The sequence below is a fragment of the Oleiagrimonas sp. MCCC 1A03011 genome, assembly GCF_003267965.1.
GTDB classification, from domain to species: Bacteria; Pseudomonadota; Gammaproteobacteria; order Xanthomonadales; family Rhodanobacteraceae; genus Oleiagrimonas; species Oleiagrimonas citrea.
Genome location: NZ_MSPY01000001.1, coordinates 747323 through 768030, shown reverse-complemented (window position 1 = coordinate 768030; position 20708 = coordinate 747323). Strand labels below are relative to the sequence as shown.

Annotated in this window: 22 protein-coding genes; 10 read left to right on the top strand and 12 right to left on the bottom strand. The window is 67.0% G+C overall.

Features of this window, described 5'->3' with window-relative positions; genetic code table 11:
• Positions 1-13 precede the first annotated feature (13 nt).
• Positions 14-634, bottom strand: a complete 621-nt coding sequence (locus tag BTJ49_RS03490; protein WP_113063929.1) for a TrmH family RNA methyltransferase — start codon at positions 632-634, stop codon at positions 14-16.
• Positions 635-773: 139 nt separating this feature from the next.
• Here BTJ49_RS03490 and BTJ49_RS03485 point away from each other — a divergent pair, with 139 nt between their 5' ends.
• The 4 genes from BTJ49_RS03485 to lpdA all read left to right on the top strand — a co-directional run bounded on the left by BTJ49_RS03485 (position 774) and on the right by lpdA (position 6054).
• Entirely contained in the window at positions 774-1613 is an 840-nt protein-coding gene (locus tag BTJ49_RS03485) for a mechanosensitive ion channel domain-containing protein (protein WP_113063928.1), read from the top strand.
• Between the two features lie 150 nt (positions 1614-1763).
• The gene (locus BTJ49_RS03480) at positions 1764-3119 is read left to right on the top strand and encodes a dihydrolipoyllysine-residue acetyltransferase (RefSeq protein ID WP_113063927.1); all 1356 of its coding nucleotides are present in this window, start codon (positions 1764-1766) and stop codon (positions 3117-3119) included.
• Positions 3120-3129: 10 nt separating this feature from the next.
• Positions 3130-4224: a mechanosensitive ion channel domain-containing protein gene (locus BTJ49_RS03475; protein ID WP_113064041.1), complete on the top strand. Its 1095-nt coding sequence runs from the start codon at positions 3130-3132 to the stop codon at positions 4222-4224.
• Positions 4225-4236: 12 nt separating this feature from the next.
• A complete protein-coding gene (gene lpdA / locus BTJ49_RS03470; protein ID WP_113063926.1) occupies positions 4237-6054 on the top strand; it encodes a dihydrolipoyl dehydrogenase in 1818 nt (605 codons plus the stop codon).
• A gap of 60 nt (positions 6055-6114) precedes the next feature.
• Here lpdA and BTJ49_RS03465 read toward each other — a convergent pair whose 3' ends face one another.
• Positions 6115-7614: a diguanylate cyclase gene (locus BTJ49_RS03465; protein WP_113063925.1), complete on the bottom strand. Its 1500-nt coding sequence runs from the start codon at positions 7612-7614 to the stop codon at positions 6115-6117.
• 202 nt (positions 7615-7816) lie between these two features.
• The gene (locus BTJ49_RS03460) at positions 7817-8137 is read right to left on the bottom strand and encodes a DUF6249 domain-containing protein (protein ID WP_113064040.1); all 321 of its coding nucleotides are present in this window, start codon (positions 8135-8137) and stop codon (positions 7817-7819) included.
• Positions 8138-8274: 137 nt separating this feature from the next.
• On the opposite strand from BTJ49_RS03460, the gene BTJ49_RS03455 reads away from it, so the two are divergent.
• Together BTJ49_RS03455 and BTJ49_RS03450 are read left to right on the top strand one after the other, a co-directional pair.
• Positions 8275-8841, top strand: coding sequence for an RNA polymerase sigma factor (locus BTJ49_RS03455; RefSeq protein WP_113064039.1), 567 nt, complete (start codon positions 8275-8277; stop codon positions 8839-8841).
• The gene (locus tag BTJ49_RS03450; protein WP_113063924.1) at positions 8838-9272 is read left to right on the top strand and encodes a hypothetical protein; all 435 of its coding nucleotides are present in this window, start codon (positions 8838-8840) and stop codon (positions 9270-9272) included. The genes BTJ49_RS03455 and BTJ49_RS03450 overlap by 4 nt, the downstream gene beginning before the upstream one ends.
• 52 nt (positions 9273-9324) lie before the next feature.
• Here the strand turns inward: BTJ49_RS03450 and dinB are convergent, their stop codons facing one another.
• From dinB to BTJ49_RS03435, 3 genes are all read right to left on the bottom strand, one after another.
• Positions 9325-10422 (bottom strand): DNA polymerase IV, encoded by a 1098-nt coding sequence (gene dinB, locus BTJ49_RS03445; RefSeq protein WP_113063923.1) that lies wholly within the window; start codon positions 10420-10422, stop codon positions 9325-9327.
• A 70-nt stretch (positions 10423-10492) separates the two neighbouring features.
• Positions 10493-11848, bottom strand: coding sequence for a DNA polymerase (locus BTJ49_RS03440; RefSeq protein ID WP_113063922.1), 1356 nt, complete (start codon positions 11846-11848; stop codon positions 10493-10495).
• A gap of 47 nt (positions 11849-11895) precedes the next feature.
• Positions 11896-12204: an antibiotic biosynthesis monooxygenase gene (locus tag BTJ49_RS03435; protein WP_043102629.1), complete on the bottom strand. Its 309-nt coding sequence runs from the start codon at positions 12202-12204 to the stop codon at positions 11896-11898.
• Positions 12205-12345: 141 nt separating this feature from the next.
• On the opposite strand from BTJ49_RS03435, the gene BTJ49_RS03430 reads away from it, so the two are divergent.
• Positions 12346-13155 (top strand): NAD(P)H-binding protein, encoded by an 810-nt coding sequence (locus BTJ49_RS03430; RefSeq protein WP_113063921.1) that lies wholly within the window; start codon positions 12346-12348, stop codon positions 13153-13155.
• A gap of 104 nt (positions 13156-13259) precedes the next feature.
• On the opposite strand, the gene BTJ49_RS03425 is transcribed toward BTJ49_RS03430, so the two are convergent.
• The 4 genes from BTJ49_RS03425 to BTJ49_RS03415 all read right to left on the bottom strand — a co-directional run bounded on the left by BTJ49_RS03425 (position 13260) and on the right by BTJ49_RS03415 (position 15716).
• A complete protein-coding gene (locus BTJ49_RS03425; protein WP_113063920.1) occupies positions 13260-13673 on the bottom strand; it encodes a hypothetical protein in 414 nt (137 codons plus the stop codon).
• A 44-nt stretch (positions 13674-13717) separates the two neighbouring features.
• On the bottom strand, positions 13718-14182 hold the full coding sequence (locus BTJ49_RS03420; RefSeq protein WP_113063919.1) for an Mpo1-like protein: 465 nt from the start codon (positions 14180-14182) through the stop codon (positions 13718-13720).
• Positions 14183-14384: 202 nt separating this feature from the next.
• Positions 14385-14732 (bottom strand): hypothetical protein, encoded by a 348-nt coding sequence (locus BTJ49_RS15420; protein WP_146742253.1) that lies wholly within the window; start codon positions 14730-14732, stop codon positions 14385-14387.
• An 87-nt stretch (positions 14733-14819) separates the two neighbouring features.
• Complete coding sequence (locus tag BTJ49_RS03415; protein ID WP_113064038.1) at positions 14820-15716, bottom strand: phosphoribosylaminoimidazolesuccinocarboxamide synthase; 897 nt, start codon at positions 15714-15716, stop codon at positions 14820-14822.
• Positions 15717-15822: 106 nt separating this feature from the next.
• Between BTJ49_RS03415 and BTJ49_RS03410 the strand changes: the two genes are divergently transcribed.
• From BTJ49_RS03410 to rpe, 3 genes are all read left to right on the top strand, one after another.
• Positions 15823-16149 (top strand): c-type cytochrome, encoded by a 327-nt coding sequence (locus BTJ49_RS03410; protein WP_113063918.1) that lies wholly within the window; start codon positions 15823-15825, stop codon positions 16147-16149.
• Positions 16149-16940, top strand: a complete 792-nt coding sequence (djlA, locus tag BTJ49_RS03405) for a co-chaperone DjlA (protein ID WP_113063917.1) — start codon at positions 16149-16151, stop codon at positions 16938-16940. Before BTJ49_RS03410 ends, djlA begins: the two co-directional genes overlap by 1 nt.
• Before the next feature lie 79 nt (positions 16941-17019).
• The gene (gene rpe / locus BTJ49_RS03400; RefSeq protein ID WP_113063916.1) at positions 17020-17688 is read left to right on the top strand and encodes a ribulose-phosphate 3-epimerase; all 669 of its coding nucleotides are present in this window, start codon (positions 17020-17022) and stop codon (positions 17686-17688) included.
• On the opposite strand, the gene BTJ49_RS03395 is transcribed toward rpe, so the two are convergent.
• Entirely contained in the window at positions 17646-18263 is a 618-nt protein-coding gene (locus BTJ49_RS03395; RefSeq protein WP_206098356.1) for a class GN sortase, read from the bottom strand. The two genes, rpe and BTJ49_RS03395, sit on opposite strands and share 43 nt — an antisense overlap.
• A complete protein-coding gene (locus BTJ49_RS03390; protein WP_168184649.1) occupies positions 18260-20245 on the bottom strand; it encodes a marine proteobacterial sortase target protein in 1986 nt (661 codons plus the stop codon). Before BTJ49_RS03390 ends, BTJ49_RS03395 begins: the two co-directional genes overlap by 4 nt.
• Positions 20246-20708: the final 463 nt, after the last annotated feature.

The window sequence follows — 20708 nt, the reverse complement described above, 5'->3', positions numbered from 1 at the left end:
GGTTCGTCGGGGGTCAGCGCTGCGCGTTGCGGCGTGGCGCGGGCGTCGGCGTGCCGTGTTGGCGCGTGAATTCATACAGCGCGACCGAGGCGGCCACGGCGACATTGAGACTGTCCACCGCACCCCACTGTGGGATGCGCACGAAGCGCGCGCCGCTTTGCGCGCGAGCCTCTTCGCTCAGGCCGTGCAGTTCGTGGCCGAGCACGAACGCGCAGCGCGGAGGCAGTTCGATTTCGTGCAGTAGTTCGTCGGCGAACGGCTCCAGTGCCACCAGCGTGAAGTCGTCCTGTGCCAGCGCCGTGGCGCAGTCGGTGAAGCGCTCGTGGAACCGCGCCGGCACATGCTTGAATCCGCCTTTGGCCGGTGCCGGGTCGAACGGTCCAACGTCGACCAGATGCACGGCGTGCGCACCGAAGGCCTCGGCGCTGCGGAAGATCTTGGGCACGTTGAAGTCGGCTTTCAGGCGGTCGAGCACCAGTGCGACGGCATGCGGTCCCGGCGTGGCCTGCAGATTCTGTCGGCGGTGCTTTTCATAGCGCCATAGCGCGTTGGCGTCGCCGGATTGTCCCTTGGCGGCGATGGTGCCGGGCGCGATGACGCGATCGGGGTCGGCGGGTGCGCGAGGTTTGCCCATGTCGGTGCGTGCGTGGAAATGAACCGCCAATGTACCGGAAGCAGGCGTCGTCGCCGAACGCGCTGCGGAATGGTCGGGCAGCCGGCGGGGCGATGGTAACCTGATGCTTTATTTTTCATTGTGGAAGTAAGGCGAAGCCATGACGGATCTCTTCAATCGACTCGGCCTGCCCGATCATCTGGCAGCCGATCTCAAGTCATACGGCATCAAGTTGCTGATCGCGTTGCTGGTGCTGGTGATCGGCATCTGGATCGCCGGTCGCGTGGCCAACATGGGGCGGCGCGCGATGAATCACGCCAAGGTCGACATCACCCTGGTCGCTTTTCTGCGCAATGCGCTGTTCGGACTGCTGCTGGTGATGGTCATCATCGCCGCGCTGAGCACGGCGGGCATTCCCTCGGCGTCGTTCGTCGCGGTGCTGGGTGCCGCTGGCCTGGCCGTCGGTCTGGCGCTGCAGGGATCGCTGTCGAATCTGGCCTGGGGCGTGCTGCTGATCATGTTCCGGCCGTTCAAGGTCGGCGATTTCGTGCAGGTGGGATCGTTCCTGGGCACGGTCGACCGCATCGACCTGATGCAGACCTGGCTGATCGCGCCGGACGGCCGCGACGTGGTGATTCCCAACGCCAAGGTCGGCGGCGAAGCGGTGATCAATTTCAATGCCCGCGGCACGCGACGCTTCGAAGTCGCGGTCGGCATCAGCTACGATGCGAACATCGGCAAGGCGATGGACGCGGCGCGCGATCTGCTGAAGGCCGACAAGCGCGTGCTGGACGATCCCGCGCCGGGCGTGTGGACGACCGAACTGGCCGACAGCAGCGTCAATCTGGTGATCCGGGGCTGGACGAAGGCGCCCGACTTCTGGGCCACGCAGACCGACTTCGTGCGCGCGGTGAAGGAGCGCTTCGACGCCGAAGGCATTTCCATTCCGTTCCCGCAGCGCGACCTGAATGTGCGCAAGATCGATGCCGACAAGCTCTGATCGGGCGTTTTTGGCTCGATAGAGAGCGATTTTTTGCCCAGATTCGGCGCGCAAGATGAAACAAGCGCGTCGATTCGTCATATCATGGACGTTCCCCCCACGTTCGCCGGCGTTATCACCGGTTTCAGCTCAACCCCGCCAGGAGGATCCATGGCCCAAGTCCAGGAAATTCGCGTACCGGATATCGGTGATTTCGACGGCGTTCCCGTCATCGAAGTACTGGTGAAGCCGGGTGATTCGGTGCAGAAGGACCAGGGCCTGGTCACGCTGGAATCGGACAAAGCCACGATGGAGGTGCCGTCGCCCGGCGCCGGTGTCATCAAGGAGGTCAAGGTCAGCGAGGGCGATGAAGTTGCCGAAGGCAGTGTGATCGCGACCTACGAGCCGGCGGACGACAGCGCTTCGAGCGGTGGTGAAGAACAAGCCGAGGCGTCTGCTCCGGCCCCTGCACCTGCGCCAGCTCCCGCACCGAGCAAGGCCGAAGCGCCTGCTCCGGCCCCGGCGCCCGCGGACAGTCGCGGCGCGGCATCGACCGATGCCGGTGAGACCCGCACTCCGCCGGTGCCGTTCGACGCCAGCGTGGTGATGCCGGGCGATGCGCCATACGCCAGCCCGGCCGTGCGTGCCTTCGCCCGTGAACTCGGCGTGGATCTGCATCAGGTCAAGGGCAGCGGTCGCAAGGGACGCATCCAGCGCGAGGACGTGCAGGCGTGGGTCAAGCATGCGCTGGCCTCCGGCGCGCGTCCGAGCGGCGGTTCCGGCGGCGGCAACGGTCTGGACCTGTTGCCGTGGCCGAAGGTCGATTTCGCCAAGTTCGGCGAGATCGAGGAAAAGAAGCTCTCGCGTATCAAGAAGATTTCCGGCGCCAATCTGGCCCGCAACTGGGCCATGATTCCGCATGTGACCCAGCACGATCAGGCCGACATCACCGAGATGGAAGCCTTCCGCAAGCGCCTGGCCAAGGAGAACGACAGCCTCAAGGTCACGCCGCTGGTCTTCATGATCAAGGCCGTGGTTGCGGCGCTGAAGGAATTCCCGCAGTTCAATGCCTCGCTGGATGCTTCCGGCGAGACGCTGATCCTGAAGAAGTACTTCCACATCGGCATCGCCGTGGACACGCCGGATGGCCTGGTCGTGCCGGTGATCCGCGACTGCGACAAGAAGGGCCTGCTGGAGCTGGCGCGCGAGCTGGGCGAGATCTCCAAAAAGGCGCGCGAGAAGAAGCTGGGTCCGGCCGAGATGTCCGGCGGCTGTTTCTCGATTTCGTCGTTGGGCGGCATCGGCGGCACCGCGTTCACGCCGATTGTGAACGCGCCGGAAGTCGCCATCCTCGGCGTGTCGCGCTCGTCGATGCAGCCGGTGTGGGACGGCGAGGCTTTCCAGCCGCGCCTGATGCTGCCGCTGTCGCTGTCGTACGACCACCGCGTCATCGATGGCGCCGACGCTGCGCGCTTTGCCGCGTACCTGGCCCGCACGCTGGGCGACATCCGTCGTCTGCTGCTGTGACCCGCCGCTGATGCTCGCCTGGCTCGCCCCCGATTCGGTCATCCCCGACGCGCCCAAGAAGGCCGTCGAGCATGGCGTGAAGCAGGTGGGCGAGTGGCTGAACTACGGCTACGAGATCGGCGGGGTGAAGATCACCGTCGGTTCGGTGTTGTTCGCGGTGCTGCTGCTGGTGCTGTTCATGGTCGCCTCGGCGGTCATCAAGTTCCTGCTGCGGCGCTACGGCAACAAGCACGGTCAGGTGAACCAGTCGTCGATCTACACCATCGAGCGGGTGGTGCACTACCTTCTGATGGTGATCGGCATCCTGGTGGCGCTGAACGTCGCCGGCGTGCCGATGGCGAAGATGACGGTGTTCGCCGGTGCGCTGGGTGTGGGCCTGGGCTTCGGTCTGCAGGCGATCTTCAACAATTTCGTCTCCGGCCTGATCCTGCTGTTCGAGCGCACGCTGAAGGTCGGCGATTTCGTCGAACTGGCCTCGGGCGTGCACGGTCATGTGCGCGACATCCACATCCGCGCCACGCGCATCACCACCAACGACGATATCGACATTCTGGTGCCGAACTCGGAGTTCGTGAACGGCAGAGTGGTGAACTGGACGTTGCGCGAGGTCTCGCGCCGCATCAAGGTGGAGTTCGGCGTCGCCTACGGCACCGACAAGGAACTGGTGAAGAAGGCCGCGCTGGAAGCCGCCGCCGAGGTGCCGTTCACGCTGACCAACGAGGGGCCGCGCGCGCCGCAGGTGTGGCTGACCGGCTTCGGCGATTCCTCGCTGGACTTCAAGCTGGTGGTCTGGCTCAACGCCGAGGCCACGCGTCGACCGGGCGCGGTGACGGCGGCCTACTACTGGGCGCTGCACACGGCGCTGGAAAAATACGAGATCGAGATTCCCTTCCCGCAGCGCGACCTGCATGTGCGTACCTGGCGCCGTCCTCCGGAGGACGGCGAGGACGAGCGCGCACCGCGCGGGCCCGATGCGCAGGACCCCGGACATCGCCACGGCAACGACGCCGTGCGCGATGTCGAACGCGAGATCGCCGAAGCGTCGCCCGCTTCGACGCCCGCAGACGATCCCCACGCCGCCGATGGCGGCAACGAGAAAAAGTAAGGATTTTCAGGCATGGCCAAGACCATCGAGATCAAGGTTCCCGACATTGGCGACTTCGACAAGGTGCCCGTCATCGAGGTGCTCGTCGCGCCCGGCGATCGGGTGGAGAAGGAGCAGGGCCTGATCACGCTGGAGTCGGACAAGGCGACGATGGAAGTTCCCGCGTCGGCTGCCGGCAAGGTCGTCGAGCTGAAGGTGAAGGAGGGCGACGAAATTGCCGAGGGTTCGGTGATCCTGACCCTGGAGGTCGAGGACGGCGCGTCCAACGGTGATGCGAAGGACGCCAAGTCCGAGTCGGCGCCGACCGCTTCGCCCGCTCCCGCACCGGCGCCTGCGCCTGCACCGGCCAAGGCCGCCGAGCAGCCGACATCTTCGCCGGCCGCATCGGCTGCTTCCGAGACGGGCCGTAAGGCCGACATCACCTGCCAGGTGCTGGTGCTCGGTTCCGGCCCCGGCGGCTACACCGCGGCGTTCCGCGCCGCCGATCTGGATCAGGACACGGTGCTGGTCGAACGCTACGGCTCGCTGGGCGGCGTCTGTCTCAACGTCGGCTGCATTCCGTCCAAGGCGCTGCTGCACGCGGCTGCCGTGATCGAGGAAGCCGAAGCCATCGCCGCGCACGGCATTTCCTTCGGCAAGCCGAAGATCGATCTGGACAAGCTGCGCGACTTCAAGGACAAGGTGGTCGGCAAGCTGACCGGCGGTCTGGCCGGCATGGCCAAGCAGCGCAAGGTGCGCACCGTGCAGGGCACGGGCACCTTCGTGTCGCCCCACGAACTGGAAGTGGAGGGCGCCGACGGCACCAAGCTGATCCGCTTCGAGAAGGCGATCATTGCCGCCGGTAGCCAGTCGGTGAAGCTGCCGATGTTCCCGTGGGACGACGAGCGCATCATGGATTCCACGCGCGCGCTGGAACTGGCCGACGTGCCGAAGAAGCTGCTGGTCGTCGGCGGCGGCATCATCGGCCTGGAAATGGCCACCGTGTACGCCGCGCTGGGCAGCGAGGTGACCGTGGTCGAACTCATGGATCAGTTGATGCCGGGCGCGGACAAGGACCTGGTCAAGCCGCTGCAGCAGCGCATCGCCAAGCGCTACAAGGGCATCCATCTGAAGACCAAGGTGGTCGAGGCCAAGGCGCAGAAGAACGGCATCAAGGTGACGTTCGAGGGCGACGATCAGCCGGACGGTTCGATCTTCGACCGCGTGCTGGTGTCCATCGGCCGCAGCCCCAACGGTAACAAGATCGGCGCCGACAAGGCCGGCGTGAACGTCTCCGAACGCGGCTTCATCGCGGTCGATCGGCAGATGCGCACCAACGTGGCGCACATCTTCGCCATTGGCGATCTCGTCGGTCAGCCGATGCTGGCGCACAAGGCCACGCACGAAGGCAAGGTCGCGGCCGAGGTCTGCGCCGGCATGAAGAGCCAGTTCGACGCGCGCGTGATTCCGTCGGTGGCCTACACCGACCCGGAGATCGCCTGGGTCGGCGTGACCGAGCGCGAGGCCAAGGAGAAGGGGCTGAAGGTCGGCGTCGGCAAGTTCCCGTGGGCCGCGTCGGGCCGCGCCATCGGCATCGACCGCACCGAGGGCTTCACCAAGCTGATCTTCGACGAGGACACGCACCGCATCGTCGGCGCCGGCATCGTCGGTCCGCACGCGGGCGATCTCATCAGCGAGCTGGCGCTGGCGATCGAGATGGGCTGCGAGGCGGCCGACATCGGCCTGACCGTGCATCCGCATCCGACCCTGAGTGAATCGGTGGGCATGGCGGCCGAGGTCTACGAAGGCACCATCACGGACCTGTACATTCCCAAGAAAAAGAAGAAGTGACGTCACGGCGGCGCCTGACGCCGTATGGTGCGTTCGGCGCGGTGCCTTGTGCGCCGCGCCTCACTCCGTCGTTTCGGGCACGGCGCTGCCGATGCGGTTGCGTCCGTCACGCTTGGCCTGCAACAGCAGGCGGTCGGCGCGTTTGAAGGCCTGCATCGTGGATTCACCGCGCGCGAGTTCCACGACGCCGAAACTGGCCGACAGCGTTTGCGAGGTGCCCGGCGCTTCGGTGCGCTGCAGGTGAAGACGCAGGCGGTCGGCGGCAGCGAGGGCCTGCTGCAGGCCGATTCCGGGCAGCAGCAGCATGAATTCGTCGCCGCCGAAACGTCCGAACACGTCGGCGGCGCGCAGGTGCGCACGCACGGTCTCGGCCACGCGGATCAACGCCTGATCGCCGACGGCATGGTCGTATTCGTCGTTGATACGCTTGAAGCGGTCAATGTCCAGCACGATCAGCGCGGCCGGGAGTCGATACTTGCGTGCTTCGATCAGCGCGCGTTCGCCATCCTCGAAAAAGTGGCTCTTGCTGCACGCGCCGGTCAGCGCGTCCTGGAAGGCCATCTCGCTCAGCTTCCGGTTGCGCGCCAGCAGCACGGGCACCGCCAAGCCGAAATAGGTGTTGGCGGCGATCACGCAGATCGCGAACTGGTAGACCAGCGCCTGGTCGATCAGGCCGAGTATTTCCACCCACAAGGCCAGCACGGTGCTGAAGATCGCGATGCTCAGTGCGCTGCGGAACGGGGTTTCGGTGTACACCACCCACATCTGCGGCAGGATCAGGAAAAACGTGCCGAAGGCGATTTCCGGCTGGCGGAAGTGCGCTGCCGTGAGCATCAGCGCGCTGAGAAGCACGACGCTGACCAGCAGCTTGCCCGCATAGGGCCAGCGGTGCTGGGGCTGGACCTGGAACTGCAGGCCGCCGAACCAGGATTCGATCTGTGGAAACAGTTGGCTGATCAGGGCCAGGAAGAGCGGCGTGAGCACCAGCACGCCGGCCATGTCGCCGACCCACCACGGCAGCCAGAGACCGTGATTGGCCGAGGCGGCGAGTAGCCCGGCCACGCGCAGCGATTCGACGCCCGACCATGCGGCGCTCAGTGCGGCGAGGCAGCCGAGCACCAGGAAGGCGATGATGATGCCCGGTAGCGAATGCAGGGTGCTGCGGCGGATGATGCGGCGCAGCAGTCCGGCGCCGATGCCGTACGAGGCACAGTGCGCCACGCCGAAAATGACGCCGGTCAGGAGCAGCTCCCGCCACGGCGTGTGCGACTGGTAGATGCGGTCGATCCAGAACGTCGCGCCGACGCCGCAAAGCATCAGAGCTGGCACGGCGCGCCAGCCGATCAGCAGCAGTGCGGCAAAGCTCAGTCCCGCCGGTGGGAACCACAGGCTTGCGTGCGGTGCATACTGCATTAGCGCGGACAGACGCCACAGCAGCAGCCAGGCCAGGATCAGGCCCAGATGCAGAAGAATCGGATGTGCCTTGAGAAAGCCTGCGGCCCGCAGGAACGCGCCGCGCTGGGCGGGTCTCGGTGCGTGCGGGTCCTGGCGTGAAATCATGCCCCTGTCCAAGCGCTTCTTCGTGTTCCGCTATCGACCGTGCCGTTGGCGCGGTGACATGGACCACTCTACCTGCATTGCGCAGATTTGTGATGCGGTTGGCGAAAGTGGGTGCTTCCGTTGCCGGTTCTAGGTTTCCAGAAGGGGGCGGATTGCGTCGGCGGCATCGTCGATGCCGCCGACGCGAAGTCGCGACGATGAATCAGGATTTCTGGCGCACGATGGCGTAGTAGATCAACTGACTGATGCCGGCGCAGACGGCGATCACGGCGATGGCGCCCGGCGTCACCGAGGTCCAGCCGAACGCCGAGATCAGGCCGAAGGCGACACCGATGGCGACCAGGAACACGCCCCAGCGCAGGGAGCTGTAGCGGCGCTGTTCGCGTTCGGTTGCGATCATCGATTCCATCAACTCGCCGGACACGCCTTCCTTGACGATACGGTAGCGCACGATGGCGTCGAAGCCGGCCTTGATGGCGTAGGTGACGCAGAGAAAGAACACGATGGGGATGAGAAAGGACATGCAGGGCTCCGTGGTCGGGGCGGCGAATGCGCCGTTCATGGAGGATGGATACGCGCTTGCGCCGAATGGTTGCAGCAGGCACGTTGCAACCATTCCGATGGCGGACGTATCCATGCATGCATGAGGCGACTTCCCGCATGATGAGCGACCGCGAACTGGTCCAGGCCGTGACCGCAGGTCGGCCCGGAGCATTCGAGTGCCTGGTGCGTCTGCATCAGGGGCTGTGCTGGCATATCGTCCAGCGCATCGTGCGCGATCCGGACGAGACCCGCGATCTGTGCCAGGAAACTTTTCTGCGCGTGCATCAGTGTCTGCATCAGTACCGTTTCGACAGCGCGCTGAAGACCTGGATCGGACGCATCGCCTATCGTATCGCGCTGCGGCACATGGAGCGCCGGGGCAAGGCGCTGTCGGCCTGCGTCGGTGGCGAGGAAGGACAGGCGTTGCTGGATGGCATGGACAGTGGACTCGATGTCGCGCAGAACGCTGCACAGGGCGAAATGACCGCATGGCTGCTGGAGCAGATGGATGACCTTCCGCCGGTCCAGCGCACCGCCTTGACGCTCTATCATCTGGAAGAGCTGACGATTCCCGAGATTGCGCGCATCCTGGATGCGCCCGAAGGCACCGTGAAAAGCCACCTGCATCGCGCGCGGAAGCTGTTGCGCGCACGCATGGCCGAACAGATCGGAGAACCCGCATGACTACGCGCAAGCCGCATCACGACCCCGTTGACGAATCGGCCTGGGAGGCGCAGGAATGTGTCTGGCGCGCCGTGCGCGAGGGCCGGCCAACGGAGGACGAGGATGCCCTGGATGCCGCCCTGTTCCGCGGACTGAAAAGTCTTCCGCGTCCGGTGCCGGATGCCGATTTCGCCTCCGAGGTCGCGCTTCGTGTCGAGGGTGTGCGGCGACGTCGCACGCAGGTGCGCCGTTTCCGCTGGCGGGTGCTCGGGGGACTCGCGGTGGGGTACAGCGTGGTGCTGGGCGTCGGCCTGCAGTTGGGTGGCGCGGGCGGATGGCTGCCGTTTTCGCAGTTGCTTCAACATGGCTGGGTAGCGACTGCGCTGATCACCATCGCGCTGTTCGCGGTGTTCGATCGTTCGGCGCGGTATGTGCTGCGTCCGCGCGGATGAAGGCTGACCGTTCGCCAGTCGGCATGTGCTGCGATGCCGCGCGATGCGCGCCTCAGGGTATGCGGTCGCCGAACAGGTCGTTCTGCACCAGATGGCTGTCTGCGTCGACGAAGCCGGACAGTCCCACGCCGACCAGGCGGTAGCGGGTCGTTTCCGGCAGCTCCACGCGACCGCGCAGCGCGCAGGCGATATCGGCCAACTCGCGTTCGCTCTGCGGCGGCTGCTGCGGCGTGAGGCTGCGGGTGAGGGTGCGGAAGTCGGCGGTCTTCAGCTTCAGCACGATGGTGCGGGCTACGCGCGGGTGCTCGTCGTCGATCTTGCGTTCGTAGGCGCCCCAGGTCTTGCCGGCGAGGCGGCGGATATCCGCTTCCAGTGCATCCAGCGGCAGATCCTCGGCGAAGGTGTCCTCGGAGGAGATCTGCTGCAGCTCGCGTTCGTTGCTGACCGGGCGCTCGTCGATGCCACGCGCCAGTTCGTACAGACGCCCGCCCCAGCGCCCGAAGCGCTGTTCGAGCGCCGCGCGCGGGTGCGTGCGCAGGTCGCCGACGGTGCGGATGCCGAGCTTCGCCAGGCGCTGCTGCATGACCTTGCCGACACCGGGAATCTTGCCCACCTCGAGCGGCGTCAGAAAGGCTTCGACCTGATTCGGACGGATCACGAACTGGCCGTTGGGCTTGTTCCAGTCCGAGGCGATCTTGGCCAGGAACTTGTTCGGTGCGATGCCGGCCGAGGCGGTGAGTCGTGTTTCCTCGAGGATCGCGGCGCGGATCGCCTCGGCGGTGGCGGTGGCCGAAGGCAGACCGGACTTGGCATCGGTGACGTCGAGGTAGGCTTCATCCAGCGACAGCGGTTCGATCAGGTCGGTATGGCGCGCGAAGATCGCATGGATCTGCCGCGACACGGCCTTGTAGCGGGTGAAGTCCGGGGCCACGAAGATCGCCTGCGGGCACAGCCGTTCCGCGCGCAGCGCCGGCATCGCCGAACGCACGCCGAACGGGCGCGCCTCGTAGCTGGCCGCGCACACCACTGAGCGCGCGCCGCGCCAGGCCACCACCACGGGCTTGCCGCGCAGGCGCGGATCGTCGCGCTGCTCCACCGACGCGTAGAACGCGTCCATGTCGACGTGGATGATCTTGCGCGGCGAGGGCATGAGCGAGGCGGTGAAGAAACGGTCTCGGGCGATTGTACGCAGCTTGCCCTCAAAGCCCGAGCGCGAAGTATCAGCGCTGCCGGTCGCGTTCGCGGCGGCGGTGCTCGCCCTCGGCCAGCACCTTGGCCTGGTTCATCGACTTCAGCCACAGCGGATGCTGCTCGGCATCGTGCTCGACCGCCTCGGGAATGTGGCTGAAGGGGATGCGCATGGGCGCGGCATCGTGTTCGAGCGCGGTCTGCATGCTGCCGAAGTAGACCTTGTTGAGGCCGTACTTGGCGTTGATGCGGTCGACCACGGCATCCAGCTTGCGCATCGATTCCAGCGGCGCGAACAGCGAGCCGCTGCTCTGCGTGCGCGCGACCAGCTTGTGCAGGGTCACGCTGACCGATAGTGGCGTGGCGCGCGGCGGGCCGGGCAGGGCGTCGCGGCGGTCGCGCGGTCCGTCCAGCATCCGGTTCATCCGGTTCATCCGGTGCAGCAGGATGCGGGTGTCGTCGGTGGGATCGATACGCAGGTCGGCGCCCCAGCGTTCGTCGTGGCCGACGAAGCGGATGTGCACGGCCAGCGCGCCGCTCAGCAGATCGTCGCGGCGCAGGCGCATCGCTGCCTTGGCCAGTAGCTTGGCCAGCACCGCGCGTGCGCCGTGCGCGGTGCGAAGTTCCGGATTCAGCACGTGCGAGTGGCCGATCGAGCTGCGCGTGGTCTTCGCCGGCGGCAGCCACTGACCGTGCAGCAGCCCCCACATGCGCTCGCCCTCGATGCCGCCCCATGCGTGACGCAGCAGGTGCGGCGGGGCGGCGGTCAGGTCGGCGACGCTGTGGATGCCGTGTTCGAGCAGGCGGCGGTGCATGGACGGGCCGATGCCGCACAGGTCGCGCAGTTCCAGCGCGTGTAGGGCGTGCGGCAGGTCGCTGGATTCGATCACGGTCAGGCCGTCGGGCTTGCGCATGTCCGAGGCGGTCTTGGCCAGCCACGGATTGGGCGCGATGCCGATCGAGCAGCGGATCGCACCGCCGGGCGCGGCCTTGTCGATCTCGATCTTGACCTGTCGTGCGACGTCCTCGGCCACGGCGCGCTGTCGCTGGCGACCGACCAGTTCGCAGGCGACCTCGTCGATGGAGCCGGGTACGCCGACCGGGATGGCGCGGTCGATGGCCTTCATCAGTTCGTGATGCCAGTGCACGTAGCGCTCGGGCCGCGCCTGCACCACCACGATATCGGGGCACAGCCGGCGTGCCTCACGCACCATGGTGCCGGTCTTCACGCCGAACGCCTTGGCCTCGTAGCTGGCGGCGATGCAGCAGGTGGTTTCGGCGGCCACCGGCGCCACCGCCACCGGACGGCCGCGCAGCGCTTCGTCGTCGTGTTGCTCGACCGAGGCGAAATAGCTGTTGAAGTCGACGAAGAGGCTACGCAGAGTCATGGGCGGGAAGCCTGCCGCCCAAGGGTCTCAAAGGCGGCGACAGAAGGTCAGGGAATGATCTCGTGGGTGTCGTACAGACGCACCAGCGGCTCCATGTCGAGCAGGAAGCGGTCCTCCTCGTCCAGGTACACGGCGCGTTCCGGATCGCCGCCGACCCAGGCCTGCATGGACTCGTGCGAATCCCATAGCGTGATGACCTGGAATTCGCTCTTGTCCCCCTGTTCACGCTGGAGGATGTACGAGTGCAGCAGCCCTTTCGCGCCTTCCAGACGCGGCACGGCCTGTTCCTGCAGATGGGCGAGATACTCGTCGGCCAGATCGCGTGACGTGATCCCGCGCCAGATTCGGGCGATCATGGAACTCTCCCGGCGGCGGCTCGAAGGTGCAGCCTATCATCCGCATCCCGCCGCAAGGGTTAACTTCCCGTTGTGCCGTGTGGCGGTATCCGTGGAACGGTTTCCGCTATCAGAAATTTGATTTCAAAGGGTTTTCTCTGCATGAGAGTGGTGGTGTTCGGCGCCAGTGGGTCCATCGGACGGTTCCTTCTTCCGCAGTTGCGCGAGGCGGGCGATGCGTTCACGGCGGTCAGCCGTCAGCCCCGCGATGACGATGCCGGTGCGTGGATACGGGGGATGCTGCCGGATGGCGTGCCGGCGTTGCCGGAGGTCGACGCCGTGGTCTGCCTGGGGCCGCTGGATCACTTTGTCGCGTGGCTGGAGCGGGCGACCCTGGCCGGGACGCCGCGCATCGTGGCGATGTCGTCGATGAGCGCCGAGAGCAAGCGCGAGGCGCCGCTGGACGCCGAACGCGCGCTGGCCGCACGGCTGCGTGATGCCGAGGCGCGACTGGCCGCGACCTGTGAACGACGGGGTCTGCACTGGACCGTGCTGCGCGCCACGTTGATCTATGGCGACGGCCGTGATCGCAGCCTGACGCCGCTGGCGCAGCGCGCGATGCGCTGGCGGGTGTTTCCGCTGCCGGCCGGGCGCGGATTGCGTCAGCCGGTGCATGCGCAGGATCTGGCCGCGGCGGTGTTCGCGGCCCTGCATGTCGAGAACGCACCGGATCGCGTGCTGGAGGCTGGCGGCGGCGAACGCCTCAGCGCTCACCAGATGTTCGCGCGGGTGCGCGCCGGTCTGCCGCGCTGGACGCTGCCATTGCCGGTTCCGCGCCTGGCGCTGCGGCTGGCGGCGCGGCTCAGTCCCCGCGTGCGCGGCGCGGTGGCGCGGCTGGACGAGGACCTGGTCGCCGACAATCGCGAACTCGAGCGCCGGCTCGGCGTGAAACCGCGCGATTTCCGTCCGTAAGGCTCGGCATCTTCAACGCCGTCGCATGACCCGCGCCGGCCTCGGTTTGCCTGCGGATCTACGGAGAACGGAGAAGTGGGCGTTCGTCCGCGACCGGGCGGCGCTCAGTGCGAGAAGCCGGCCAGCGGAATCAGGGCCAGCACGGCGATCACGCCGACGCACAGGCAGGCATTGCCGAGCGTGATGCGGTGGCCGTCGCCGCGCGGCACCAGACGCCACAGCAGCGCGACGCCCAGCAGCATGTCCAGCAGCACCGCAGCGCGGACCCAGCCCGAGGCCAGCAGCAGATGACCGGGGCCGACGGCCTGCTTGCCGCCCAGCGAGATCAGACCGATGGTCACCGCGCTGGCGGCCAGCGCCCATAGCAGGCAGGCCAGGTACACGCGGTTGAACGGCACCGGGCAGCGCGTGGTCCAACGCAGCAGGCCCCAGCAGATCAGGGCCAGCAGCAGCGCGACCACGCTGTCGGCGAGGATCAGGTAGACCAGCGAGGCGCTGATCGCCAGCAGTGAGCTCATGGCGTTGACCGGTGCGGAAAGCCGCTATTGTGCCGCAGCCGGCGTCAGTACCGCAGGCCGAAGCGGCGCATCAGTTTGCCCAGTAGCCAGGCTGGGCCGATCAGCAGGTAGGTCAGGTCGGTCAGGAACGACGGTTTGTGCCCCTCGATCTTGTGGCCGACGAACTGGCCGATCCAGGCCAGCACGAACAGGATGCCGGCCAGCCACGCCAGGCGGACGACGCCCAGTTTCAGGTAGGCGAAGTGCGCGATCAGGCCGAACACCGCGAATACCACCGCCATGCCCAGGCCGATGGCGCGCGAGGTGCGGTAGTAGAACAGGAACGACAGGAACATGATGCCGACCGCCCATAGGCCCTGACGGCCCAGCATCGGCGGCACCGGAATCAGCCACAACGCGGCGATCACGCACCACAGAATCACCGGCACGCAAACCCAGTGGATGGCGCGGTTGGTGGCGTTCTGGTGGTCCTGGCTGTAGGCCGCGAACCATTGGTGTGCATCGCGCATGGCGTGTGTCCCCTTGTTCGTTCCGTGTGATCCTCGCGCGTCGCGCGGGGCGGATAAAGTTACAACGCGATAAAAAATATCAGGTCCGATAGATTTTCATGGGTACGGTCGTCATACCGGTGTCCGCGAATCCTTGGCAGCACCGCAGCATGGCGTACGTGCTGAACGTTGATACGCGAACAGACTTGAGCGCTGTACCTGATTACGCATACCGCAACCAATGGAGAAGCAGTTCAAGACCCGTTCGAGATTTCACGTGGACCCGGATTGCTTTGTACGAATATCCCAGTGATCGAGCAACCGACTCGATATCTGCATGCCTGCCCATACGACGATCAGTCGGCTCATATACCTTTTTGATCTGCACATCCGGCATATGCCCGGGTGCAGCATCCACGTAAAGAGTGACTTCGGAATCGTTTTCTCTGGACAGCACGAGTTCGCGGCCTGAAGGGAACACGAACCCTGCAATTTTCTTGACGAGTCGGGTTGGCTGGAGGTGTTCCGATTCGTTCAGGAGGGCCTCGGCCTCAATGGGATTCCACGCCATGAATGCTGATTCCTAGAGTGCATGGATTCGTGATGACTGGAACGCGCTGCGGTATGGGATGACATGTCCATGCGCACCCGGTGCGGCTCAGTCCAGCACGATGCCGGCCAGGCGCTTGAGCGCCTCGGCGTAGCGCGCGGCGGTGCCTTCGATGATGCTCGACGGCAGCGACGGGCCGGGCGCCTTCTTGTTCCAGTCCAGCGTCTCCAGGTGGTCGCGCACGAACTGCTTGTCGAAGCTGGGCGGGCTGGTGCCGACCTTGTATTCGTCGGCGGGCCAGAAGCGCGAGGAGTCGGGCGTGAGCATTTCGTCCATCACGTATAGCGTGCCGTCGGCGTCGGTGCCGAACTCCAGCTTGGTGTCGGCGATGAGGATGCCGCGTTCGGCGGCGTGCGCGGCGGCGAAGCGGTAGATCGCCAGCGTCGCCTCGCGCACCTTCTCCGCCAGTTCGCCGCCGATTTTGGCGACCATCTGGTCGAAGCCGATGTTCTCGTCATGGTCGCCGGCGGCGGCCTTGGTCGAGGGCGTGAAGATCGGCTCGGCCAGCTGCTCGGCCTGGCGCAGGCCGGCCGGCAGGTCGATGCCGCAGAGTTGGCCGGTGGCCTGGTAGTCCTTCCAGCCCGAGCCGATCAGGTAGCCGCGGGCGATGGCCTCGACCGGCACCGGCGTCAGTTTCTTGGTTACCACCGCGCGCTTTTCGTACAGGGCGATGTCGGTGCCTTCCGGCAGCACCTCGGCGACCGGCGTGCCGGTGAGGTGGTTGGGCATCAGGTGTTCGGTCTTGCCGAACCAGAAATTGGAGATCTGCGTCAGCATCTCGCCCTTGCCGGGGATCGGGTCGGGCAGGATCACGTCGAACGCGGACAGGCGGTCGCTGGCGACGATCAGCAGGCGGTCGTCCGACAGTTCGTAGACATCGCGGACCTTGCCGCGGTAGGTCGGTTGCAGACCCGGCAGGTCCGATTGCTTCAGGCAGGTGGGCACGGCGAGACATTCCTGGGAACGGACGGCCATTGTAGCGGTGCGCGGCCGCGAACGCGCGGCGGCGGGCTGGTAGAATGGGCGACTTTGACACGGCTTCGGAACGGCGATGAAGGCTTTTCCCCTGTGGGCGGCACTGCTGCTGGCTGCGCCCGTCGCGGCGCAGGCTGGCGACGCGACGCCTCCGCCACAGCTCGGCATGTGCGCGGCCTGCCACGGCGAACACGGCATCGCCGTGGTGCCCGGTGCGCCGAATCTGGCGGCGCAGCGCGCCGACTACCTGCTGGACGCGATGCATCAGTACCGTGACGGACGCCGCGACGTGGCGGTCATGCGGGCGGCGCTGGGTCCGCTCAGCGAGTCCCAGCTGAAGGCCCTGGCGACGTGGTTCGCCGCGCAGCCGCCGGCGTCCCCACAGACGGAGGCGTCGCGGTAATGGGGGCGATCATCGGCGCGGTCATCGGTTATCTGCTGTTGCATAATGTCGCGGGCGCGATCATCGGCGGCGTGGTCGGCTGGCTGTTGACGTCTTCGCAGCGCGCCGCGCGTCCGCGCACTTCGTTCGATCAGGTGTTGCAGCCACTGTTCGCGCTGCTCGGCGCGGTGGCCAAGGCCGACGGCCGCGTCAGCGAAAAGGAGATCGCGGTCGCCGAGCGCCTGATGGCGCGCATGGGCCTGACCCGGGAGCAGCGCCGTCACGCCGTCGCCAGCTTCAATCTCGGCAAGCAGTCGGACTTCGACCTCGACGCGGCCTTGGCGCAGCTGCGCCAGTGGACCGGTGGCCGTCGCGACCACGCCATCACCATTCTCGACGTGGTGGTCGAGACGGTGCTGGCCGAAGGCGCCAGCGAGGGCAAGATGCAGCTGCTGCGCCGCCTCGCCGCGGCGCTGCGCATCAGCGAGATGGAGCTGATGGCGGTGATGGCGATGAAGGGCTATGCCTGGACGCCCCCGGGCGGCGGCGGTCGCGGCTGGGGCGGCGCCCACGGTGGTGGCTACACGCCGCCGCGTCGCGAGCCGTCCGGTCCCGATCCGTACGCGATCCTCGGTGTCCAGCGCGACGCGGACGATCGCGCCATCAAGCGTGCCTACCGCAAGCTGATCTCCGAGCACCACCCGGACCGCCTCGGCGACCTGCCCGAGGATCTGCGCAAGCGCGCCGAGGAACGCGCCAGCGAGATCAACGCTGCCTACGAACGCATCAAGGCCGAGCGCGGCTTCAAGTAAGCCCGCGCGGGTCGCTCGTGCTACAACGGCCTGCGTGCAGGCAGGCCGCCCTTCGTCCCTTCAACGACCGGATTCCATCATGGCCAGGCAAACTCCCGTCATCGCTCCGTCCATCCTCTCGGCCGACTTCGCGCGGTTGGGCGAGGACACCCGCGCCGTGCTGGAGGCCGGCGGCGACTGGGTGCACTTCGATGTCATGGATAACCACTACGTGCCCAATCTGACGATGGGGCCGATGGTGCTCAAGGCGCTGCGCAAGTACGGCATCGAAGCGCCCATCGACGTGCACCTGATGGTCAAGCCGGTGGACCGCATCGTGCCCGATTTTGCCGAGGCCGGTGCCAGCCTCATCAGCTTCCATCCGGAGGCCGTCGAACACGTCGACCGCACCCTGGGCCTGATCCGCGAGTGCGGCTGCCAGGCCGGTCTGGTGTTCAATCCGGCCACGCCGCTGAGCTACCTCGACTACGTCATGGACAAGATCGACCTGGTGCTCATCATGTCGGTCAATCCGGGCTTCGGCGGGCAGAAGTTCATTCCCGCGGCACTGGACAAGCTGCGTCAGGCGCGCGAGCGCATCGACGCCAGCGGCCGCGCCATCCGCCTGGAGATCGATGGCGGTGTGAAGGCCGACAACATCGGCGACATCGCCGCGGCCGGTGCGGACACCTTCGTCGCCGGGTCGGCTATCTTCGGCGCGTCCGACTACAAGGCCGAGATCGACGCGATGCGCCGCGCAATCGGCTGAGTCGCGTCGTCCACGCGCTGCGCCAGCACCACGTAGCGCAGCGGGCCGCCGGGCACGATGGCGTCGAACGGATAGCAGGTCACCAGCAGCAGGCCGTCGGCGCTGTCGGCGGCCGGCAGGTGTGCGTGGCGGCTGTCGACGACTTCCGCGCGCACGACCCGGTAACGCGTCGCGCCCTCCGCACTGTTCAGCAGGATGCGGTCGCCGGTGTGCAGTTTCCCGAGGAAGTCGAACTGCGTGTCGCGGTGGGCGCTGATGACGCTCAGACCGGATGCGCCGGGCGCGGCGCTGGAGGGCGTCCAGCCGGGCCCGAAGGCCAGCGCCTGGCCGCTGTCGCGATCCAGCACGATCAGATCCTGATGCAGCCGTGGCACGCGCAGTCGAGCGATCGGCGCCATGTCGGCCCACGGCCACGGCCGCCGCAGATGGCGCCCGTGGTCGCTGCCGGCCCAGGCGCGTTCCAGCAGCACCTGGGCCAGCATCGCCTTGGCGTGGATCCAGCCGGCGCGGCCGCCCAGCAGCACGGAGATACCGAGCAGCACAGGCACCAGCCAGCGAGCGCGCCGCAGCATCATGCGTCTTCCGCTTCGCGTCGCTGCCACCAGGCGGTGGCCAGGGCGAGCAGCAGCACCAGCGCCGCCAGCAGCATCCACACGCGCGCTGAGGTGGCAGTCTGGGCGAAGGCCGAGCCGGCCGGCAGCACGTTGGGAATCCGCGTGTCGCGTAGCGCCTGCGGCTTGTCGCGCGCCGGCGTGCGGTCGACGGCGACCAGACTGGTATAGCGGCTGACCAGATGCGCATCCAGCGCGGTCTTCACGATCTGCGGGCGCAGCGTGTCCTCGTCACCGCCCTGGCGCAGCTGCTCTTCGAGATGCTCGATGCGCGCCTGTGCCCACAGCCGATTCAGACCGCGCGCCGGACGCGCCGCATCCAGCGACACCGGGGCGGTCCAGGCGTGGTCGGCGAGCTGGCCGTGCAGTTGCACGCGGCCGCCCGGCGCATCGAGCCGTGCGGTGACCAGCAGCGGCTCGCCCAGGTACAGGTCGGGCAGGGCGCGCGGATAGGCTTGTGCGCCGTGCGGCCAGTCGATGTGCAGGTTGCGCAGCGCCGGGTGGCCGAGTCGCGCCAGCAGGCCGCGCATGGCGTCGCCGACTTCGTGCAGGTCCGGAATCAGCGTCTCGCTGCCGCGACCATGCACGGCGGCCTGTTTCAGGAATCCGGCGTTGGGCGCGCTGCCGATGCCGACCGGGAACAGGCGCGAATCGCCGAGGTCGCGGTCGATGATGTTGATCAGGCCGGCGTCGTTGTCGACCGCGCCGTCGGTGGCGAACACGACTTGGCGCACGTAGCCCTCCGGCGCATGTCCGTCGAGCGCGGCCTTCAGCGCCGGCGCCATCTCGGTGCCGCCGCCGGCGTTCAGTGCGGCAACCCAATCGCGCGCCTGCTGCACGGCCTGCGGCGTGGCTTGCACCGCCTGCGGGTGCAGCATTTTCATGTCGGAGTTGAATTCGATGACGTTGAAGCGGTCTTCCGGGCGCAGGTTCTTCAGCGCCAGGTCCAGCGCCGCGCGCGCCTGGCGGATCGACGCGCCCTGCATCGAACCGGAGGTGTCGATCACCAGGATCAGCTCGCGCGGCAGCGTGCGCGCCTGCTGTTGCGGCGGCATCACCATCAGCGTGGCGTAATGCGCACCGCCGACGGTCTGCACGAAGCTGGCCACGTTCGGCTGCGTCTGCGGCTGCGGCGTCCAGCGCAGGATGAAGTCGCGGTCGGGCACCACGCTGGGATCGCGCAGTTGCACATTCCAGGTCGCGCCGTGGTGCGAGGTCTCGATGGCATGGCTGGGGCTGACGACGCGGGCCAGCGCCACGCCGGGGTTGAGCGTGACCGCGATCTGCGTGCGCAGCGGCGGTTCGCTCTTGGCCGAGGCGAAGGCCTGCGTTGCGGCGATGCCGGGATCGTGCGCCGCCGACACGGCGCCTTTCGCCATGTGGTAGCGGGGCGTGTAGGTCAGCGGGAAGTGCAGCGAGAAGGTGCCGTCGCGGTAGTCCACGCGCTGCCAGTAGTGCAGTTCGACATCGACCTGCTCGCCGGGCGCGACGTTGGTCACCGCGGTGCGGAACAGGTTCCCGCTGTCGGCCTCGACCAGCGCAGCCTTGCGTCCGCTGGCGCGCGCCTGCGCGAAGACCTTGCGCGCGGCCTGCTTCTCGCGGATCTCGCCGACGACGGTGCGCTTGCCGATGTGCAGTGTCATTGCGTACACCGCCGCACCGTCGGGCAGCGGCAGCAGGTATTCGCCCTGCATCCAGTCCTTGCCGTCGTTGCGGAAGCGCTGATGCACGGTGACGTCGGCGACCAGGCCGTCGACCCGGTAGGCGACGTCGGTGTCGAGGCTGGCCTGGACATGCGCCACGCCGCCGGCGTCGATCAGGCGCAATTCGCCGCTGCCGGGTGCTTGCTGCGCGCGCAGCGTGGCGGTGCACAGCAGCAACAGCAGCAGGACCAGCGGCGGGCGCCAGTCCAGGCGGCGGGCGGAGCGTCGAGCGATGTCGTTCATGACGAGGCGTCCTTTCGTTGGCGGTGATGCCATTGCAGGGCGCGCGTGGGTCTGTCAGGCGACCGCGATCGGACCGAATGCGGGCCGGATGTGGCGTGTTGCGGGCAGTGCGGTATGGACGTCCAAAAAAAGACCCCGCAAGAGCGGGGTCAATCGGAATCACCCAGGGGTGGGCGGGAGTACTAGAGCGGATGCCAGTCCGGATCGGGCTCGACCGGTTCCACGGCGGCGGCGCATCCTTCCGCCGCCGTCGGGCCGGCGCCTTCCACGGCAATCGGCAGAAAGTCGTCGAACAGGTTCATGGGCGTCTCCTGAAGTTTCATCACAGCAGGCCGACCAGCAGGCCCAGCAACAGCGCGCCGATCGCCAGGATCACGCGCAGCGGTTCAATGCCGCGTTGCAGGTCGGTGTTTTCGGTGGCGGTGGTCATGGGCATCTCCGGTGTGCTTCCTCGGTATCCATG

Excerpts from the sequence above, each read along its gene's own strand:
- BTJ49_RS03490 (WP_113063929.1), bottom strand. The coding sequence starts at position 634 with ATGGGCAAACCTCGCGCACCCGCCGACCCCGATCGCGTCATCGCGCCC.
- BTJ49_RS03485 (WP_113063928.1), top strand. The coding sequence starts at position 774 with ATGACGGATCTCTTCAATCGACTCGGCCTGCCCGATCATCTGGCAGCC.
- BTJ49_RS03480 (WP_113063927.1), top strand. The coding sequence starts at position 1,764 with ATGGCCCAAGTCCAGGAAATTCGCGTACCGGATATCGGTGATTTCGAC.
- BTJ49_RS03475 (WP_113064041.1), top strand. The coding sequence starts at position 3,130 with ATGCTCGCCTGGCTCGCCCCCGATTCGGTCATCCCCGACGCGCCCAAG.
- lpdA (WP_113063926.1), top strand. The coding sequence starts at position 4,237 with ATGGCCAAGACCATCGAGATCAAGGTTCCCGACATTGGCGACTTCGAC.
- BTJ49_RS03465 (WP_113063925.1), bottom strand. The coding sequence starts at position 7,614 with ATGATTTCACGCCAGGACCCGCACGCACCGAGACCCGCCCAGCGCGGC.
- BTJ49_RS03460 (WP_113064040.1), bottom strand. The coding sequence starts at position 8,137 with ATGTCCTTTCTCATCCCCATCGTGTTCTTTCTCTGCGTCACCTACGCC.
- BTJ49_RS03455 (WP_113064039.1), top strand. The coding sequence starts at position 8,275 with ATGATGAGCGACCGCGAACTGGTCCAGGCCGTGACCGCAGGTCGGCCC.
- BTJ49_RS03450 (WP_113063924.1), top strand. The coding sequence starts at position 8,838 with ATGACTACGCGCAAGCCGCATCACGACCCCGTTGACGAATCGGCCTGG.
- dinB (WP_113063923.1), bottom strand. The coding sequence starts at position 10,422 with ATGCCCTCGCCGCGCAAGATCATCCACGTCGACATGGACGCGTTCTAC.
- BTJ49_RS03440 (WP_113063922.1), bottom strand. The coding sequence starts at position 11,848 with ATGACTCTGCGTAGCCTCTTCGTCGACTTCAACAGCTATTTCGCCTCG.
- BTJ49_RS03435 (WP_043102629.1), bottom strand. The coding sequence starts at position 12,204 with ATGATCGCCCGAATCTGGCGCGGGATCACGTCACGCGATCTGGCCGAC.
- BTJ49_RS03430 (WP_113063921.1), top strand. The coding sequence starts at position 12,346 with ATGAGAGTGGTGGTGTTCGGCGCCAGTGGGTCCATCGGACGGTTCCTT.
- BTJ49_RS03425 (WP_113063920.1), bottom strand. The coding sequence starts at position 13,673 with ATGAGCTCACTGCTGGCGATCAGCGCCTCGCTGGTCTACCTGATCCTC.
- BTJ49_RS03420 (WP_113063919.1), bottom strand. The coding sequence starts at position 14,182 with ATGCGCGATGCACACCAATGGTTCGCGGCCTACAGCCAGGACCACCAG.
- BTJ49_RS15420 (WP_146742253.1), bottom strand. The coding sequence starts at position 14,732 with ATGGCGTGGAATCCCATTGAGGCCGAGGCCCTCCTGAACGAATCGGAA.
- BTJ49_RS03410 (WP_113063918.1), top strand. The coding sequence starts at position 15,823 with ATGAAGGCTTTTCCCCTGTGGGCGGCACTGCTGCTGGCTGCGCCCGTC.
- djlA (WP_113063917.1), top strand. The coding sequence starts at position 16,149 with ATGGGGGCGATCATCGGCGCGGTCATCGGTTATCTGCTGTTGCATAAT.
- rpe (WP_113063916.1), top strand. The coding sequence starts at position 17,020 with ATGGCCAGGCAAACTCCCGTCATCGCTCCGTCCATCCTCTCGGCCGAC.
- BTJ49_RS03395 (WP_206098356.1), bottom strand. The coding sequence starts at position 18,263 with ATGATGCTGCGGCGCGCTCGCTGGCTGGTGCCTGTGCTGCTCGGTATC.
- BTJ49_RS03390 (WP_168184649.1), bottom strand. The coding sequence starts at position 20,245 with ATGAACGACATCGCTCGACGCTCCGCCCGCCGCCTGGACTGGCGCCCG.